This window comes from Candidatus Formimonas warabiya, assembly GCF_002777255.1.
Lineage (GTDB): Bacteria > Bacillota > Dehalobacteriia > Dehalobacteriales > Dehalobacteriaceae > Formimonas > Formimonas warabiya.
Window position 1 is genome coordinate 4711869 of the sequence record NZ_CP017634.1, and the last position, 17857, is coordinate 4729725.

The 17857-nt window shown below is 47.8% G+C and carries 13 protein-coding genes and 1 riboswitch; of the genes, 10 read left to right on the forward strand and 3 right to left on the reverse strand.

Features of this window, described 5'->3' with window-relative positions; genetic code table 11:
- Positions 1-75: 75 nt before the first annotated feature.
- Together DCMF_RS21355 and DCMF_RS21360 are read right to left on the reverse strand one after the other, a co-directional pair.
- On the reverse strand, positions 76-540 hold the full coding sequence (locus tag DCMF_RS21355) for a hypothetical protein (RefSeq protein ID WP_148136300.1): 465 nt from the start codon (positions 538-540) through the stop codon (positions 76-78).
- A gap of 51 nt (positions 541-591) precedes the next feature.
- Positions 592-2292, reverse strand: a complete 1701-nt coding sequence (locus DCMF_RS21360) for an ABC-ATPase domain-containing protein (protein ID WP_148136301.1) — start codon at positions 2290-2292, stop codon at positions 592-594.
- A 511-nt stretch (positions 2293-2803) separates the two neighbouring features.
- On the opposite strand from DCMF_RS21360, the gene DCMF_RS21365 reads away from it, so the two are divergent.
- The 10 genes from DCMF_RS21365 (at position 2804) to DCMF_RS21410 (ending at position 16132) form a co-directional block, all read left to right on the forward strand.
- Positions 2804-3397, forward strand: a complete 594-nt coding sequence (locus tag DCMF_RS21365) for an ANTAR domain-containing response regulator (protein ID WP_148136302.1) — start codon at positions 2804-2806, stop codon at positions 3395-3397.
- 158 nt (positions 3398-3555) lie between these two features.
- Positions 3556-4887 carry a type I glutamate--ammonia ligase gene (gene glnA / locus DCMF_RS21370; RefSeq protein ID WP_148136303.1) on the forward strand — a complete coding sequence of 444 codons (1332 nt, stop codon included), beginning with the start codon at positions 3556-3558 and terminating at the stop codon, positions 4885-4887.
- Positions 4888-5005: 118 nt separating this feature from the next.
- A complete protein-coding gene (gene gltB, locus DCMF_RS21375) occupies positions 5006-9550 on the forward strand; it encodes a glutamate synthase large subunit (RefSeq protein WP_236860083.1) in 4545 nt (1514 codons plus the stop codon).
- A complete protein-coding gene (locus DCMF_RS21380; protein WP_148136304.1) occupies positions 9543-10973 on the forward strand; it encodes a glutamate synthase subunit beta in 1431 nt (476 codons plus the stop codon). The genes gltB and DCMF_RS21380 overlap by 8 nt, the downstream gene beginning before the upstream one ends.
- Positions 10974-11016: 43 nt before the next feature.
- The gene (lipB, locus tag DCMF_RS21385; protein WP_148136305.1) at positions 11017-11679 is read left to right on the forward strand and encodes a lipoyl(octanoyl) transferase LipB; all 663 of its coding nucleotides are present in this window, start codon (positions 11017-11019) and stop codon (positions 11677-11679) included.
- Positions 11680-11894: 215 nt separating this feature from the next.
- Positions 11895-12728, forward strand: coding sequence for a diaminopimelate epimerase (gene dapF, locus DCMF_RS21390; RefSeq protein ID WP_148136306.1), 834 nt, complete (start codon positions 11895-11897; stop codon positions 12726-12728).
- Positions 12729-12895: 167 nt separating this feature from the next.
- Positions 12896-13663, forward strand: a complete 768-nt coding sequence (locus tag DCMF_RS21395; protein WP_148136307.1) for a patatin-like phospholipase family protein — start codon at positions 12896-12898, stop codon at positions 13661-13663.
- A gap of 27 nt (positions 13664-13690) precedes the next feature.
- Positions 13691-14539 carry a 4-(cytidine 5'-diphospho)-2-C-methyl-D-erythritol kinase gene (ispE, locus tag DCMF_RS21400; RefSeq protein ID WP_148136308.1) on the forward strand — a complete coding sequence of 283 codons (849 nt, stop codon included), beginning with the start codon at positions 13691-13693 and terminating at the stop codon, positions 14537-14539.
- Between the two features lie 19 nt (positions 14540-14558).
- Positions 14559-15263 carry a GntR family transcriptional regulator gene (locus DCMF_RS21405; RefSeq protein ID WP_148136309.1) on the forward strand — a complete coding sequence of 235 codons (705 nt, stop codon included), beginning with the start codon at positions 14559-14561 and terminating at the stop codon, positions 15261-15263.
- Positions 15264-15358: 95 nt separating this feature from the next.
- Positions 15359-16132 (forward strand): nucleotidyltransferase family protein, encoded by a 774-nt coding sequence (locus DCMF_RS21410; protein WP_236860084.1) that lies wholly within the window; start codon positions 15359-15361, stop codon positions 16130-16132.
- Between the two features lie 264 nt (positions 16133-16396).
- On the opposite strand, the gene DCMF_RS21415 is transcribed toward DCMF_RS21410, so the two are convergent.
- Complete coding sequence (locus tag DCMF_RS21415) at positions 16397-17326, reverse strand: magnesium transporter CorA family protein (protein ID WP_148136311.1); 930 nt, start codon at positions 17324-17326, stop codon at positions 16397-16399.
- 275 nt (positions 17327-17601) lie between these two features.
- A riboswitch (M-box (ykoK) riboswitch) is annotated at positions 17602-17766 on the reverse strand.
- Between the last annotated feature and the right edge of the window lie 91 nt (positions 17767-17857).

Consider the following 17857-nt stretch of genomic DNA (forward strand, 5'->3'; position numbering starts at 1 on the left):
AATTAAATCAACATTGCTTACTTGCTGATACAGTAAAAAAAGCTGGCAACGCCAGCTTTTTTGGTGCCGGGCATCTTATTTGCGATAGTAGTTCTGAACAGAGGGGAAGAGTGTAACGGCCTGGATGATTAAGCCGATGGCGATGTAGAATACGTGTATGAAGGCGACTCGATTGATAAAATAGACCTGTACCGTGATCCAAATGATTAAGGCAAAGCCTATGTAGAGCGAATAAGCCCAGGACCAGTGCATTTCATGAAAAATATTGATCTGGTCCGCTCCTTTCCAGGGGCGTTTTGTGATCAGTGCGTAAGATATGATTAAAGGCGTAACACCTAGTATGACGAATAAAATGATGGCGGGGATCAAGAAGCTGGTGAACGGCGAATGCTCTAGTAAGGTCAGAGGCATTTTGATCAAACCGCCACTGGGATCCATGATCAGCGTCGACCCGCCGAAAAGAGCCCCGATTCCCAAGAATAGGTGCAGAAAAATCAGAAGTTGGCATGTAAAAGGCTTCTTAACCAGGGATTTTTCCATGGCGTATTTCCCCATTTCGCAAAATTATTTGTCAAGCCCCATCGGAAAAGTTTATTTCACTTTTAACGTGCGTACTCTGTTTATGGCTGCGGCCAACTCCAGTTTCCGGGGCAGGGCCAGGTCCCCGGGATGCTGTCCGTAAAATGGCGAAACCAGGTCTAAACCGTGTTCCGAAATCTGGTGGTACAGTTTATAGATCAGATCGGGTAAAGATGTTTTTCCGTCTACCAATTTATGAGCTAAATAGGAAATCATATCGGCAATGGCCCGGGTTTGGCTGGGGTCTACCAGCTGTTCCACCAGGGAAAGATCGACCGGGGAGTTGCCCAGTAAGACCGTATGCAGCCCTTTGGCGCTTATTTTGTCCTTTGGGCCGTGTAATATGCGAAAACTGTGGGGAAGAATTTGCCGACCTATGATGCTGCCGAAATTTTCTCCCCCTTCCCCTCTGCGGGTTGTGGGGATTTTGTCGATAATGGATTTGGCTTTTTCCGTCACATCGTAAGGTTTATATTCGTCCATCATAATCACCGTGCCGGCGGCTTCAAAATAATCTCCGGAACCTCCCATGACCAGAACCGTAGAAACACCCAGCTCCCGGTAAAGCTGCTCTACCCTGTCCACAAAAGGAGTAATGGGCTCCTGGTCTTTACCCACTAATTCCTGCATGCGGGCGTCCCGAATCATAAAATTGGTGGCGCTGGTGTCCTCATCAATTAAAAGCACCCGGGCATTCATTTCTAAGGCTTCCATGATATTTGCCGCTTGAGAGGTGCTGCCGCTGGCACTCTCGGTGCCAAAACGGATGGTATCCGTACCCCGGGGCAAATGGGAGATAAAAGGGGAGATGTTTACTTTTTCCACGCTGCGGCCGTCTTCCGCCCGTATTTTCACGGCACTCTCGTCGGTAATCACATATTCCCGGCCGTCTCCGGGCACATGATTGTACACACCTCGTTCCATCCCTTTTAAAAGAGTGCTTTTGCCATGGTACCCCCCGCCCACAATCAGAGTAATTCCCTTCGGAATCGCCATGCCTCGTATGGGACCGTCATGGGGAAGGGGAATTTCCACTTCCAGAGAGGGCGGTGACTGAAAAGGAACGAGAGAGGAATTATTTAAAGGGCGGTTGCTGATGCCACTCTCTCTGGGCAAGATCGATCCATTGGCCACGAAGGCTACATAGTGGTGTTCCGCTAAATACTGGCGGAGGAAATTCTGCTGGTCGGCCAGTCCCAGGTGCCGGATCAGTTTATTTTGAGGAAAATGAAAAATTGCTTGCTGGATCAGGGCAGGGATTTGGGTGCAGAGCATCTCTTTCGCCTGCTGGCCCAAAATCTGTCTGCCGGCGGCGGGCAGCCCCACAGATAAACGAACTTCCACCTCGCGCCCGTTTATTTTTACGGAGGTGCGGGGAAGAACCTCCTGGCCCGGGCTGTCTATGCTGATCAGCCCGCTTTTTCCCGATCCCCCGTGGTTTATCCGGTAGGTTTGGATGGTGTGGGCGATTTCCCGGGAAAAAAAATCTTCCGCCGCTGTTTTTCGGATCTCGGGCCGGTACCAGGTTTCCGGGAATTTAGCCTGCTCTTGGGAGATTTTCACCCGGATCCGGGAAGGAGGGGCGAAAGGATCGCTTTGGGCATAATCGATGTGCAGAGTAAACCATTCACCCCGGTAGGTCCCTTGAATCTCCTTGTATCCCTTATATCCTTTGCCGTCTAATTTGGATAAAAGTTTTTTTAGATGCTCCATGTTTTTCCTGCCTCCTGAGAAAGAAAAAATGATTACGCTACTTTAAGCCTATGTATAGGATCTCAATTATTTTTTACGGCACCCCTTTGCTTCATACCAAGCCGGCATGAATGAACCGTGGGGATTCACCTTTATTCACTCTAATTCGGGAAAAATAAATAACATCCTGTTTGAAAATCATTTTTTTCTAGTCCCGTTTTTTTACACGGGGACAGCAGACAGCCCCTACTTTTCCCGGTTCCCGGTAACCGGTGACCGGATCCCGCCCCCAAAGCCTTTTAGGCTTTGGCTGACATGTATACAATATTTTCCCGCACACAACTATTGAGTTGTGGCGGGTTTTTGTTATAATGGTTAAAAAGGTTTCGAGATTTTTTTATGTGGGCAATGGAGTCCTCGTTACTAAAAAGTCTTTTTTGGGGCGGGGATTTTTCTTTGGCAAGGATGCTTTCACTTATGAAAGTTTCTGTGCCGGATAAACTATTACCGTTAGGAAGGCGAGGTGTTGCTTATGCATGGGGTTGAGTCGAAGATTTTTATCGGCTCTGCGGACAGAGCATTGAGAAAAAGGTTGAGGTCCATACTCCAGCAACAGGGACACCTGATTATCGGGGAAGCGGAGGACGGGGCCGGCTCGCTCCGGGTGATCCGCAGGGTGCTGCCGGACCTGGTAATTTTGGATAAAGACCTTCCCGGTATGCCCGGTATGGAAGTATCCAAAATTATTGAGGATGATAAAATTTGTCCGGTATTGCTGCTTACGCCTACCTGGGAGCAGGAGCTATTTGAAAAGGCAAAGGATTCCTGGGTTTTTGCCTTTTTGGTGAAGCCGATTCAGGAAGGGCATTTGCTTTCTACCGCATCCTTTGTGATCAATGCTTTCCAAAAAATGATGAAATTGGCGCGTCAGGTCGATGAACTGAAAGAGACTTTGGAAACAAGAAAGATTGTGGAACGGGCAAAAGGTATTTTGATGAAAAATCTGGATTTGCCTGAAGCGGAAGCATACCGGCGCATCCAACAGCAGAGCATGGATAAGTGCCTGCCCATGAAGCAAGTTGCGGAAGCGATTATTCTTGCCTATGATATTAAAAAGAAAAAGTAATCATGAATAATATTGTATACTTGTTCCCGAACCATTGATTTTTTTGCCGAAAGAAGAGTATAATTCCTTTAATCAAAATTTAGCTCCCAGTATGATCGATCCCAAATGGAAATCGTTTTTCACATAGAAATTTTTATATTTTGAGGAGGTTAATGACGATGGCGAAATACTCCAAAGAGGATATTTTATCGATGGCCAAAGAAAATGATGTCAAATTTGTGCGCCTGCAATTTACTGACATTTTCGGGGTTCTGAAAAATGTTGCCATTACTGTGAAGCAGCTGGAGAAAGCCTTGGAAGGAGAATTGATGTTTGACGGGTCTTCCATCGACGGTTTTGTGCGCATTGAAGAATCTGACATGTATCTGCGTCCGGATCTGAACAGTTGGGACATTTTTCCCTGGAGACCTGCGGAAGGATCGGTAGCACGCTTTATTTGCGATGTCTATAATCCTGACGGCACTCCTTTTGAAGGGGATCCCCGGATGATCTTAAAAAGGGCCATTGCAGAAGGGGAAGCGATGGGTTATACCATGAATGTAGGACCCGAATGCGAATTCTTTCTTTTTCAAACGGATGATAAAGGGCGCCCTACTTTAGACACCCATGATAAAGCAGGATATTTTGACCTGACCCCGGTGGATTTAGGAGAAAATGCCCGCAGGGATATGGTGCTGGCCCTGGAAGATATGGGTTTTGAAATTGAAGCGTCTCACCATGAAGTTGCCCCCGGTCAGCATGAGATTGATTTCAAATATGCGGATGCCTTGTCTACGGCGGATAATATCCAGACTTTTAAGTTTGTGGTCAGAACGATTGCCCAGCGCCATGGCCTTCATGCCACTTTTATGCCAAAGCCTGTTTTTGGCATCAACGGATCAGGCATGCATACCAATCAATCCCTTTTTAAGGGGAGCAAAAATGTCTTTTATGATCCCAACGGGGAATTGGAACTGTCCCGGGAAGCTTATTATTATGTGGGTGGATTAATGAAACATGCCCGGGCCATGGCCGCGATCACCAATCCCACCGTGAATTCCTATAAAAGGCTGGTTCCGGATTATGAGGCGCCGGTGTATGTAGCCTGGTCGGCAAAGAACAGAAGCCCTTTAATTCGCATTCCCGCCAAAAGAGGCCTGTCCACCAGAGTGGAAATGAGAAATCCCGACCCCTCTTGTAACCCTTATTTGGCCATTGCGGCCATGCTGAAAGCAGGCTTGGACGGGATCAAGAATAAGATCCTGCCTCCGGATCCGGTGAATCGAAATATTTATGAGATGACCGGGGCAGAGAAAGATGCCATGGGCATTGCTAGTTTGCCCGGAAGCTTAGAAGAGGCATTAAAAGAGTTGAAAGCAGATGAGGTAATTAAAAGCGCCTTAGGGAACCATGCTTTATCCCGTTTTCTGGAGGCCAAAGAAATGGAATGGGATTCCTACCGGACCAAGATTACCTATTGGGAAATTGAACAATATTTGACCAAATTTTAACCCGACTAACCATGTTTAAATGAGCGTGAGGACTCCTGTACGACTGTATTAGTTGGGGACATATGTTAATGTGTCCCCTCACTTTTTAGCGGAGATTAGGATAGAAGGAGAGGCTTTTATGATGCAAGAACTGAATCAATTTCCCCAAAGTCAGGGTCTTTACGACCCGTCCATGGAAAAAGACGCCTGTGGCTTAGGATTTATCGCCGATGTGACAGGCAAAAAATCAAATGAAATCGTCAAAAACGGGTTGGAGATTCTGAAGAGTCTTACCCATCGAGGCGCTACCGGGTCCGATCCGGAGACAGGAGACGGGGCAGGTATCTTAATTCAACTACCCCATGAGTTCTTTGTTTCTGAATTAGCGAAAATGGATCTGCACCTTCCGGCGGACGGGGACTATGCGGTGGGCATGATATTTTTTCCCACAGAACCGAACGCCCGTTATTACTGTGAAGGGGTATTTGAAAGAATTCTCCGGGAAGAAAACCAGGAACTGATCTCTTGGCGCGACGTACCGCTTCATGATAAGGCTTGCGGGATCTCAGCCCAAGGTACAAAGCCTTTTGTGAAGCAAATATTTATTGCCAGAAACGGTCAGCAGGCCGATCTGTTTGAAAGGAAACTCTATATTGTCAGAAAAAGAGTGGAGAAGGCCATTAACGAGGCAGCAAGGCCTTATACGGATGTCTTTTTCGTGTGCAGCCTTTCTCTCAAAACCATTGTCTATAAAGGGCAGTTTCTCGCCCATCAAATAGAGAATTTTTATCCCGAGCTGAAGGATGAGCGATTAAAGAGTGCCATTGCCGCCGTGCATCAAAGATACAGTACCAATACTTTCCCATCCTGGCGCCTGGCCCATCCTTACCGCTATTTGTCCCACAATGGGGAAATCAATACCATCCGGGGAAATATCAAGTGGGTTAGTGCCCGGGAAAGTGTGATGACCTCCAAGCTGTTCGGTGCTGAATTTGAGAAGGTATTGCCGATTATCCAGCCGGATAGCAGTGACTCCTGCAATTTGGACAATATTTTCGAGCTTCTTGTTTTGAATGGGTATTCTATACCCCATGCCCTGAAAATGTTGATGCCGGAGGCCTGGCGTTATGATAAAACCATGCCGGCGGAATTGAAAGCGTTTTATGAATATCACGAAGGTCTCATCGAGCCCTGGGATGGACCTGCGACCATTGTTTTTTCCGATGGGGTTCAGGTGGGAGCCACCCTGGACCGGAACGGCCTCCGACCGGCCAGATACGTGATCACGAAAAACAATACCGTGATTTTAGCTTCAGAATCGGGCGTCCTGCGCATTCCTGAGGCACAAATCCTGAAAAAGGGAAAATTAGGGCCGGGGAAAACTCTTATTGTGGACACCAAAGAGAAAAGGATCATCTACGATCATGAAGTGAAACAAGAGCTGGCCAACCAAAAAGGGTATGCCGAATGGATTAAGGAAAATGAAATTGATCTGAAAAAAATCAGTTTGCATAAAGCCTTGCCCAGAATGGATGAAGAATCCCTGGTTACGAAACAAATTATTTTCGGGTACACGGAAGAAGAACTTAGGCGGATCATTGCACCAATGGCGCAAGACAGTAAGGAAGCCATTGGTTCCATGGGCAATGACGCTCCTTTGGCGGTTCTTTCCGACCTGCCCCAACTCTTATTTAATTACTTCCGTCAGCTTTTTGCCCAGGTGACCAATCCGCCCATTGATCCCATCCGGGAGAAGAAAGTAATGTCCCTGAATCAGTATCTGGGCCGGGGGGGGAATATTCTCAAGAAAATTGACGAATTGGCACCCAATAAGTTTATTGAACTGGAACAACCCATCCTGTATGCGGAGAAGATGGAAAAAATTAAAAGTATCGATGTGGATACTTTAAGAAGCATTACCATCCCCATCATCTTTGAAGCGGATCAATATGAAAAAGGGCTCAGCGATGCCCTGACCGCCTTGAAAAAGAGAGTGGAAGAAAGTATTTCCCAGGGGTACCGGATCGTCATTTTGAGCGACCGGGACGTGGATCGTTACCGGGCGCCTATCCCCAGTCTGCTTGCGGTCAGTGCGGTGCACAATCATTTGATTCAGAAAAAACTGCGCACCAAGGTTGATCTGATCATTGAGACCGGCGAGGCCCGGGATACTTTTCATATGGCACTGCTCCTGGGCTACGGGGCTACGGCGGTATATCCTTATATGGCCCTGGAAACCATTAATCACCTGGTGAAAAATCAGCTTTACCTGAAAAACATTACGGTGGAAAAAGCCAGCATGAATTACGTACGCTCCTTAGGCTACGGGATTCGCAAAATTACCTCCAAAATGGGCATCTCCACCTTAAGAAGTTTTAACGGCGCCCAAATATTTGAAGTGATCGGACTGAACGAAGAACTGGTCAAGGAATATTTCGCCGGCACCCCGTGCCGTTTGTCCGGGCTGAAGATGGACGGCATCGCCAAGGAAACTTTGCTGCGTCATCATCAGGCCTTTGAAATCAACGTGGGTACCCAAAGACTGGCTGTGGGAGGAGACATTCATTACCGGAAGAACAATGAAGCCCATTTGTTCCGTCCGGATACCATCGCTAAGCTGCAGCATGCCTGCCGGACCCAGGATTATCATTTATTTAAAGAGTATTCCCGTTTGATTGATGATCAGTCGAAAAGCCTCATGACCATCCGGGGACTTTTAAAATTTAAGGAAGGCCAGCCGGTTCCTTTGGATGAGGTAGAACCGGTAGAATCAATCCTGAAACGCTTTGCCACCGGAGCCATGTCCTTCGGATCCATCAGCAAGGAAGTCCATGAAACTTTGGCCATCGCCATGAACCGCATGGGGGGCAAAAGCAATTCCGGTGAGGGCGGGGAAGATGAAGCCCGTTATATCAGAACAGAAAACGGTGATTTTAAAGCCAGTGCCATCAAGCAGGTGGCGGCGGCCCGGTTCGGGGTCACAGCCAATTACCTGGTCCATGCGGATGAGCTGCAAATCAAAATGGCCCAAGGGGCTAAGCCGGGTGAAGGGGGACATTTGCCGGGAAGCAAGGTAACCGAGGAGATTGCCCGGGTACGCCACTCCCTGCCGGGAATCGACTTGATTTCTCCTCCTCCCCATCATGATATCTATTCCATTGAAGACTTGGAGCAGTTGATCTTTGACCTGAAGAACATTAATCCCAAGGCACGGGTGAGTGTGAAGCTGGTTTCCGAAGCCGGTGTAGGGACGGTAGCGGCAGGCGTGGCCAAGGGCAGTGCCGATATGGTTCTGATCAGCGGCCATGACGGCGGCACCGGCGCCTCTCCTGTTTCGTCTATTAAAACAGCAGGGATTCCTTGGGAAATCGGCCTGGCGGAAACCCAGCAAACCTTGCTCTTAAACAACCTGAGAAGCCGGATCGCCGTACAGGTAGACGGCCAAATGAGGACAGGACGGGATGTGGCGATCAGCATTCTCCTGGGGGCGGAAGAATTCGGCTTTTCCACGGCTGCCCTGGTGGTGTGCGGCTGTATCATGATGCGCAAGTGCCATAACAACACCTGCCCCGTAGGCGTGGCCACCCAGGATCCGGAACTGAGAAAGTATTTTCAGGGAAAGCCGGAGCATGTGATCAACTTCTTCGGTTTCATTGCCAGGGAACTGCGTGAAATTATGGCCGATTTGGGCTTCCGAACGGTAGATGAAATGGTGGGCCGGGTGGATATGCTGGAGGTGAATGAGCGAAACCGGCATTGGAAAACCAAGGAGCTGGATTTAAGCGCTATCCTCTATCGCCCGGAATTGCCGGTGCGGTTCGCCCAAAGAAAAACGGAAGAACAAAAAAATCAAACCCGTGATATTCTGGACCGACAACTGATTGAACTGGCCCAGCCCGCCCTGGAAAAAGGGGAAAAGGTGCAAGGTATTTTTGAAGTAAAAAATACCGACCGGACTATTGGGGCCATGCTCTCCGGCGAAGTAGCAAAACGTTATGGCAGCAAGGGCCTGCCCCAGGATACCATTGACCTGACCTTCATCGGTACGGCAGGTCAAAGTTTCGGCGCCTTTGCCGCCCCCGGCATTACTTTGCGCTTGTACGGAGATGCCAATGATTACGTGGGAAAAGGACTATCGGGGGGCCGGATTATCATCGCACTGCATAAGGAGTCTTCCTTAACAGCAGAGGAAAACATCATCGCCGGAAATACCATTTTGTATGGGGCCACTTCCGGAGAGGCCTATATCAATGGGAAAGTGGGAGAAAGATTCGCCGTGAGAAACAGCGGGGCTGCGGCCGTAGTTGAAGGTGTGGGCGATCATGGCTGTGAATATATGACAGGAGGACGGATTGTGATTCTGGGGGAAACAGGGAGAAACTTCGGCGCCGGTATGAGCGGCGGCATTGCCTATGTGCTGGATGAGCAAGAAAACCTGAGCAGCAAATGCAACTTTGAATTGACGGAGATGGAACCGCTGACTCAGGAGGATCTCCGCTTCGTGAAAAATTTAGTGGAAAATCATGTGCGCTTTACCAACAGCCAAAAAGGCAAAAAGATTCTGGACCATTGGCAGGCGTACATGGGTAAGTTTGTGCGCATTATCAGCCCTCAATACCGGGAAATCACGGAAAAATCTTCCCAAATCACGGCAGATAGTTTGGTGGTGAAAAATAATGGCTAATCAACAACAACCGGGCTTTAAAATCTATGAGAGAAAGACGGCCCCAAAAATCCCCGCCCAGGAAAGAATCAAAAACTATAAAAGTGTCTATCTTCCTCAAACGGAAGAAGAAATCCGGATCCAGGCGGCCCGGTGCATGGACTGCGGCGTAGCATACTGCAACAACGCCTGTCCCCTGGGAAATATTTTGCCTGACCTGAATTATCTTGTTACGGAAGGGCAGTGGAAAAAAGCACTGGATATTTTGCATAGCACCAATAATTTTCCTGAGTTCACAGGCCGGTTATGCCCGGCTTTGTGTGAAGCGGCCTGCGCCCTGGGCATCAACCAAGAACCCAACACAAACCGGGAAATTGAATTAAGCATTATTGAAAAAGGTTTTTGGGAGGGATGGGTAAAACCCCTTCCCCCCCTGATGCGCACCGGGCGTAAGGTGGCCGTAATCGGTTCCGGCCCGGCAGGACTTGCGGCGGCTCAGCAACTGGTCCGGGCCGGCCATGACGTCACGGTCTTTGAAAGATCGGAGCAGGTGGGGGGAATTTTAGCCCTGGGGATTCCTGATTACAAGTTGGAAAAATGGGTTTTAGAGCGCCGGATTGACCAATTAATCGGAGAAGGGATAGAATTTAAAACCGGTACCCATGTAGGAACGGATGTTTCCGTGGAAGCCGTGAAAGCAAAATATGACGCCGTTTGTTTAACCGGCGGCTCCACCATCCCGAGAGATTTGGATGTAGAAGGAAGGTCTTTAAAAGGAATCCACTTTGCCATGGAATATTTGACCCAACAGAATCTGGTCAATCAGGGGAAAGAGATTCCCCGGGAAGAAAGGATTGAGGCGAACGGAAAAAATGTCGTCATTATCGGCGGCGGCGATACCGGCGCCGATTGTCTCGGTGTCGCCCTGCGTCAAGGGGCCAAACAAGTGTATCAATTTGAGGTGATGCCCCAGCCCCCGAAAAAAAGAACGGAAAAAATGCCCTGGCCGACCTGGCCCATGATTCTGCGCACCAATACGGCCCACGAAGAAGGCGGGGAAAGAAGATGGAGCATTGCCACAAAATATTTCTCCGGAGAAAACGGGCAGGTGAAAAAGGTTCATTGTATCGAGCTTGCCTGGACGGAAGATGAAAAGGGCGAGAAAAAAATGACCGAAATCCCGGGCAGCGAATTTGTACTGGAGGCGGACCTGATTATCTTTGCCATGGGATTTCTCCATCCGGAACATGGTGCCCTGCTCCATAAATTTGGCGTGGAATTTGATCAAAGAGGAAATGTGAAAACGGATGCCCATTATATGACCAACAGCACCGGCGTCTTTGCCGCCGGAGATATGAGGACAGGTCAATCTCTGGTATGCCACGCCATTGCCGACGGCAGGGCTGCGGCTGCCACCATTGACAAATACCTGAAGAACCAATAAAAATAGGATCGTAATGGATGAATTGTGGAGGAAGTAATACAAGATGAACAAAAGTTTGCAGATCATAAATTTTGGCAAGAGAGAATTCAGTGATTTTTATAAAGTAAATTATCGCTTGTGGTTACAGCGTTTAGCCAACGACATTATTGATTCCCTGGTTTTTGTAGAGCACCCCCATGTGATTCTGGTGGGAAACCAGGGCAACGCCAAGGAGATCAGATTCCCTTATGCCATGACCAGAAGAGTAGAAATACCCGTTTATGAAGTGGATTGGGAGGGGGACATTACTTACCGGGGACCGGGCCAACTCTCTGTTTATCCGGTGCTTCATCTGAACAGGCATGGCCTGGGGGTTGAAGAAATGATCGGTAAGTTTGAGCAATTATTAATCCATCTGTTTCATCAATATGGGATTAAGGCACATAGCATACCGGGTGAAAAGGGGGTTTGGGTGGAAAAGGCCAGGATTGCCTGTATCGATCTGGAGGTGCGCCAAAGTGTCACCCGCTTTAGTCTGGCCATTAATGTGAATCCCCGGCTCTCCCTGTTCCGGATCCTGCAGCCGGATCTTAATACGGCCCATGGCGTTACTTCTTTGTATCAAATCTTAAAGAAAAAGATTGATCTGGAAGTTCTAAAGAGCCAGTTTGTGGATTTATTTCAAAGGGAATTTGGCTTTCGTGCCGAGGATGCCTCTTCCTTTTGAATTGAAAAAAGCCCTGAACGGGCTTTTTTTGCTTTCAACGCAAACGAGGCGCCAGGGAGAAGAAAATTTTTGGGGGAGTAGAATTATCGGTTTCAAAAGGCGGGTTCATTTTTCCCTTTCAGTTGAATATGGTCGGTAATTTGTGCTATCATAGTAATAATAATTTTCACATTATTCTTTTTTCTGGAAGCCTCTCAAAGGGAGATGATAAAACCATGGAGTTTCTGAAGATGCAGGGTTTGGGAAACGACTTTGTGGTGGTTGATGCATACAGACAAGAACTTCCCGAGGATTTAGGCAGTTTAGCCCAAAAAGTGTGCCATCGGCAGTTCGGGATTGGAGCAGACGGGTTGGTTCTGGTTCTTCCTTCGGAAAAAGCGGCAGTTAAAATGCGCATTTTTAATGCCGATGGTTCGGAGCCGGAAATGTGCGGAAACGGGATCCGGTGTTTGGCAAAGTATGTGTATGAATCCGGATTGTGTCCCCGGACAGAATTTACTGTAGAAACGCTGGCCGGGGTCCTTCGGCCTGAATTAATGCTAGAAAAGGGCAGGATCACCGGGGTCAAGGTGGATATGGGAGAACCGCGCCTGTCTCCCGACCGGATACCGGTGCTTTTTGCCGGTGACAAAGTAGTCGGGCAGCCCTTGGAGGTGCAGGGAGAAAAGTATGTCGTCACCGCTGTTTCTATGGGCAATCCCCATTGTCTTATTTTTGTCGATGATGTGTCCCAAACCCCGGTCAAAAGTCTGGGGCCCTTGATCGAAGTTCATCCTTTGTTTCCGGCCAAAATAAATGTGGAATTTGTGGAAATAGTGAATAAAAAAGAAGTTAAAATGCGCGTGTGGGAACGGGGCGCCGGAGAGACCCTGGCTTGCGGTACCGGAGCCTGCGCCACGGTTGTGGCCTGTGCCCTAAACGGTAAGACGGACCGGGAAATAACCGTCCACCTCTTGGGCGGCGATCTGATTCTGGAATGGGCGCCCAATAACCATGTCTTTATGACCGGACCGGCAGAAGCGGTTTTTGAAGGACGGTATTTTATCTGAAAAAAGAGGGATGCACAGGCGAATAAAATAGAGGAAAATGAACAGGAAAAAAGTGCAACTGATTAAGGTGCACTTTTATACACTGCTTCCCGCAGAAACAACCTGATTTTTGCAAAAAGCTGCATATACTATAGAGCTGATAACCCTATGAAAAAGGAGTGTCCTATATGCAGCCCAAAATCGGTTTGGCTCTCGGGGGAGGAGGCATCCGGGGTTTCGCCCACCTGGGTGTTTTAAAAATCCTGAAGCAATACCATATTCCGGTGCATATGATTGCCGGAACCTCGTCCGGTGCCATGGCGGCTGCGCTCTACGCCTTGGGTGCGGATCTGGACATGACGGAGAAGATTTTTCTTTCCCTCAATTGGAAGAGCCTGGTCAAAGTGGGCCTGCACCGGACCGGATTCGTAGACGGGCGCAATTTGATGGAATTGATGCGTATGGTGACCAAGGACAAAAATATTGAGGAAACAGCCATCCCTTTAAGAATTGTCGCCGTTGACCTGATCAAACGGGAGACTGTGGTCTTTGACCAGGGGAAGATTGCCGATGCGGTGAGAGCCAGTATCGCCATTCCGGGGATTTTCACTCCGGTGCAAAAGGAGGGCAGGCTCCTGGTAGACGGCTTCGTATTGAATGGCTGTCCGGGTGATGTGGTGCGCGACATGGGCGCCGATATCATCATTGCGGTTAATTTAAGTACCCGAACAGAGGATGTGCCGGAGAACATTTTTGACGTCGTCTTACGGTCTTTGGAATTGATGTCTGAGACAAAACAGGAGAATTGCGCCGATATCGTCATTACGCCTATTGTGAAGCCCATCGGCCAATTGGATTTTAACAAGGGAACGGAATGCCTCCAGATGGGAGAGGCTGCCGCGCGTCAGGCCATGGCACGGATCGTAGAAATCATGGAAAATTATGAGAGATGTTAAGCTCTTTTCTTGGGGGAATTGGCTAAAATGAACGAAATAGAACTGGATGCCCATGCCAAGATTAATCTTTCTCTGGATGTGATCAGGAAACGGCCGGACGGGTATCACGATGTGAAAATGATCATGCAATCGATCAGTCTGGCCGACCGGGTGACGGTAAAAAGAGGGGCAGACAGGATTGAAATCAGAGCCAATGTAAATACTATTCCTTTGGATGAAAGAAATATTGCCTTTCAGGCCTGGAAACTGATGAAAGAAAAATTTCACCTGCCGGGTGGAGTCAGTATTCACTTGCACAAAGAGATTCCTGTGGAAGCAGGATTGGCCGGAGGCAGTACCAACGCCGCTGCCGTATTGCGGGCGGTCAACCAAATTTTTGACTTGGGCCTAACCGATCTTGATCTGGCCAAATTAGGAGGGGGAATCGGCGCCGATGTGGCTTTCTGCGTGCTGGGGGGGACAGCTTTGGCGGAAGGAATCGGCGAAATACTTACTCCCTTGCTTCCTTTGCCAAGAATCTGGCTGGTCCTGGTCAATCCCGGTTTTGGCGTGTCGACGGCGGAAATATACCGGCGGGTGCAGGTAGAAAAAATTATGCGCCATCCCGATACGGATGCCCTGGTTCATGCGGTTAAAAAAGGTAAGATAGCAGGAATTTTGACACAGATGGCAAATGTATTAGAGGAAGTGACCATTCCTATGCATCCGGATATTGCAGAAATCAAAAAGGTGCTTTGCCAGGCAGGGCTATCTCCTTTGATGTCGGGCAGCGGTCCCACCGTATTTGGCCTCGCTCCCACCCAGGAGCATGCGGTACAAGCTGCCCAAATCTTGAAACCAAGATGGAAAACTGTTTTAGTAGCCCACACCATATGAGCAAATCGGAGGGTAGGATATGAGAAAAAGACTATTGCCCGTTAACCTGGAAAGTTATAAACCACTCCGGGAGATTGTCTTTGAGACGATCAGGGAAGCGATCATTTCAGGCCATCTGAAACCCGGGGAACGTTTGATGGAGGTTCAATTAGCGGAAGAAATGGGTGTCAGCCGGACTCCTGTGCGGGAAGCGATCAGGAAACTGGAATTAGAAGCTTTTGTCGTGATGGTTCCGCGCAAAGGAGCCTATGTGGCAGGAATATCTTTAAAGGATATTGCCGATGTTTTTGAGGTGAGGGCAGCGATGGATTCTTTGGCAGCAGGTTTAGCGGCGGAAAGAATTACCGATGAAGAACTGGAGAGCCTGGAGCGGGCCTTGGTGTCCTATACGGAATCTTCCGATCAGAATGATCTCGATGATAGTGTTTATCGAGATACCAGCTTTCATGATATTATTTATCAAGCCAGCCGAAATGAACGATTGATTCAGATTGTAAACAATTTGCGCGAGCAGATTCAAAGATTCAGGGCCACCTCCCTGGCCTTTCCGGGGCGGATGAAGATTGCCGTGGACGAACATAAAAAAATTGTGGAAGCACTTTCGGAAAGAAATATCGCCTTGTCCCAGTCCCTGGCCCAAGAGCATGTGGAGAATGCGGAAAACAGCATGCTGGAAGCTTTGCAAAAAAACGGCCGATTGACAAAGTTGGATCACGGAGAATAAAAATAATAATTTAGGTTAAACTGGTAATAATCACTAGTTTTGTGGAAGTCCATTCCAGATCATAATAAATGCGCTTTTTGAAAGGGGGAAGTCGGGTGACCGGAATTGATGCTGTCATTCTTGCAGGAAGCACAAATGAAGGCCGGCTTCGAGAATGTAGTCCTGAGGCTTTTGAGGCAATGGTCGAGATTGCACGTCGTCCCATGGTATCCTATGTATTTGATGTCTTGAATGCATCCCGGTTTATTAACCGCATCGTTGTGGCGGGCCCTTTTGATGAGATGAATGGCTTATTTGGGGAAAGGGACAACGTGTTGATAGTGCCGGGAGGAGAGACAGCCATCGACAGCTTGATCAATGCGCTGGATGTATTGAAAACGAAGGGAAACGTACTTGTGGCAACCTGTGATATCCCTCTTCTTACCGAAAATTCGGTGGCGGATTTTGTGAAAAGGTGCTCCCGCAGGCAGGCAGATGTTTACTACCCGATCATACCCAAAGAAGTCATTGAACGCATGTGCCCCGGGGTAAAAAGAACTTACGTGAAGTTTAAAGATGGCGTATTTACCGGGGGAAATCTTTTTCTGATCAATCCGGCGGTGGTAAAAGACCGGGCAGAAAGGGCCAAGGCTTTCGTGCAAAGCAGAAAATCACCCTTTAATTTGGCCAAGCTTGTGGGTTGGACTTTTTTGGTAAGATTTTTGCTCCACTTAGCCACGTTGAGTGAAACGGAGAAAACAGTATCCCAGATTTTTGAGATGAAAGGAGCTGTGGTCATTTCTCCCTTTCCGGAAGTGGGAATTGACGTGGACAAGCCCAGTGATTTGGCCTTAGTGCGGGAAAAAATTTCTCAGAAAATGCAAGTGTAGCGACAAGCCTAAAGGCTTCTCGAGACCCGGGTACCGGTTACCGGGATCCGGGAATTATCAAAAGACAAGATCCTTGTAACCCAAGGGTGAAAACAAAAATGCTGTTGGCAATGGAGCAACAGCATTTTTAATATCTAAGGAAAGTATAAATTTTTATTCTTGGCCCCTTGATCTGAAGGGTTCCTGATGGGTATCAGCAGCAGGCATGCTATGATTTCATTGGTTTTTCCCGGATCCCGCAAGAAAGCCCTTTAGGCTTTCTTGTCAAAACATATTCCGTTTCGTTAAATACATAATACTGAGGACGGAAAGTATCAGAGAGATACCGAGAACGATAAAAAAACCATAGGCCGAATTTTGAAAAGGCAAATCTACGTTCATACCGAAAAAGCTTGCCACCATAGTGGGGAGTGCTACCACAATGGTGACGGCCGTTAAGAATTTCATGACGATATTCACATTATTAGAAATAATCGAGGCAAAGGCATCCATCATACCGCTTAAAATGTTGCTGTAGATATCTGCCATTTCAATGGCCTGCTTGTTTTCCACAATGACATCTTCCAGTAGATCCTGGTCTTCTTCATACATTTTTAGGGCTTTACCCCGGAGCAGTTTTTCCATCACCTTTTCGTTAGACCGTAAAGATGTGGTGAAGTAAACTAAGCTTTTCTCCAAATCCAATAACCGGATTAATTCTTTGTTTCTCATGGATTTTTGCAGCTCAGATTCAATTTCATCGGTCTTCTTGTTTATTTCCCGAAGGTATTTCAGGTAAAGGCTGGCGGCCCGGTGCATGATTTGAAAAACAAATCTGGTTTTCTTAAAAGTAGCCAGTCCTTTCACTTTTCCTTGGGAAAATTCTTTTAAAAAGTCAATATGCTGCAAACACACGGTGACAAAATAATCCTCGGTGAGCACAATCCCCAAGGGGATGGTGTCGTACATCACATCTTTTTGTTGAATGGTCGGCACATTGACAATAATTAATACCTGGTTATTGTCCTCTACTTCTACCCGGGGACGCTCTTCGTCGTCTAAAGGATACTTTAAGAAATCATAGGTGATTCCAGTGCTTTCGGTCACCCGGTGCAGTTCTTCTTCCGACGGATTAATCAGGTGGATCCAGGATCCTTTTTCCATTTCGTCCGTAGAGATAATTTCATCATTTTTGGTTAGATAAATTTTTAGCATGAATATCCCTCCTTTACAAGGCCAGGGGACACACCTTCATATCGGGCATTCCTATCCTGTCGAAGGAATGTCCCCAATTATGTCAGGGGACACACCTCTATCTCAGGCATTCCTATCTCGTCGGAGGAATGTCCCCAATTTAGGAGGTATGGTACAGAGGGATCTGTATGGCCAACCTCCCATGATCAAATGTCCGTATACCGTCTGTAGGATCACTGTCCATACGATCACCTCCAAAAATAAAAACCCACTCTGGCACGAGTGGGAAAATGATCTCTTCTTCCCCTCGTGACAGTTTTGGCTCTATACAACGTAGGAACAATCCCAGCTACATTAGGTAACACCTTAAGCCGATGTTGCCTGCTGACCCTTTGGCATCTCTCGATGTTTCAGGGCAGTAGCATATTTTTGTATAGTAACCTCACCTAACGGGTTTCATGTGATTACATTATATACCTTTTGCCTCGATTTTGAAAGGAGAGACGCAAATTTTTCATGTTTTCCGCAAATCTTTTAAATGATGACGATAGG

Excerpts from the sequence above, each read along its gene's own strand:
- DCMF_RS21355 (WP_148136300.1), bottom strand. The coding sequence starts at position 540 with ATGGAAAAATCCCTGGTTAAGAAGCCTTTTACATGCCAACTTCTGATT.
- DCMF_RS21360 (WP_148136301.1), bottom strand. The coding sequence starts at position 2,292 with ATGGAGCATCTAAAAAAACTTTTATCCAAATTAGACGGCAAAGGATAT.
- DCMF_RS21365 (WP_148136302.1), top strand. The coding sequence starts at position 2,804 with ATGCATGGGGTTGAGTCGAAGATTTTTATCGGCTCTGCGGACAGAGCA.
- glnA (WP_148136303.1), top strand. The coding sequence starts at position 3,556 with ATGGCGAAATACTCCAAAGAGGATATTTTATCGATGGCCAAAGAAAAT.
- gltB (WP_236860083.1), top strand. The coding sequence starts at position 5,006 with ATGATGCAAGAACTGAATCAATTTCCCCAAAGTCAGGGTCTTTACGAC.
- DCMF_RS21380 (WP_148136304.1), top strand. The coding sequence starts at position 9,543 with ATGGCTAATCAACAACAACCGGGCTTTAAAATCTATGAGAGAAAGACG.
- lipB (WP_148136305.1), top strand. The coding sequence starts at position 11,017 with ATGAACAAAAGTTTGCAGATCATAAATTTTGGCAAGAGAGAATTCAGT.
- dapF (WP_148136306.1), top strand. The coding sequence starts at position 11,895 with ATGGAGTTTCTGAAGATGCAGGGTTTGGGAAACGACTTTGTGGTGGTT.
- DCMF_RS21395 (WP_148136307.1), top strand. The coding sequence starts at position 12,896 with ATGCAGCCCAAAATCGGTTTGGCTCTCGGGGGAGGAGGCATCCGGGGT.
- ispE (WP_148136308.1), top strand. The coding sequence starts at position 13,691 with ATGAACGAAATAGAACTGGATGCCCATGCCAAGATTAATCTTTCTCTG.
- DCMF_RS21405 (WP_148136309.1), top strand. The coding sequence starts at position 14,559 with ATGAGAAAAAGACTATTGCCCGTTAACCTGGAAAGTTATAAACCACTC.
- DCMF_RS21415 (WP_148136311.1), bottom strand. The coding sequence starts at position 17,326 with ATGCTAAAAATTTATCTAACCAAAAATGATGAAATTATCTCTACGGAC.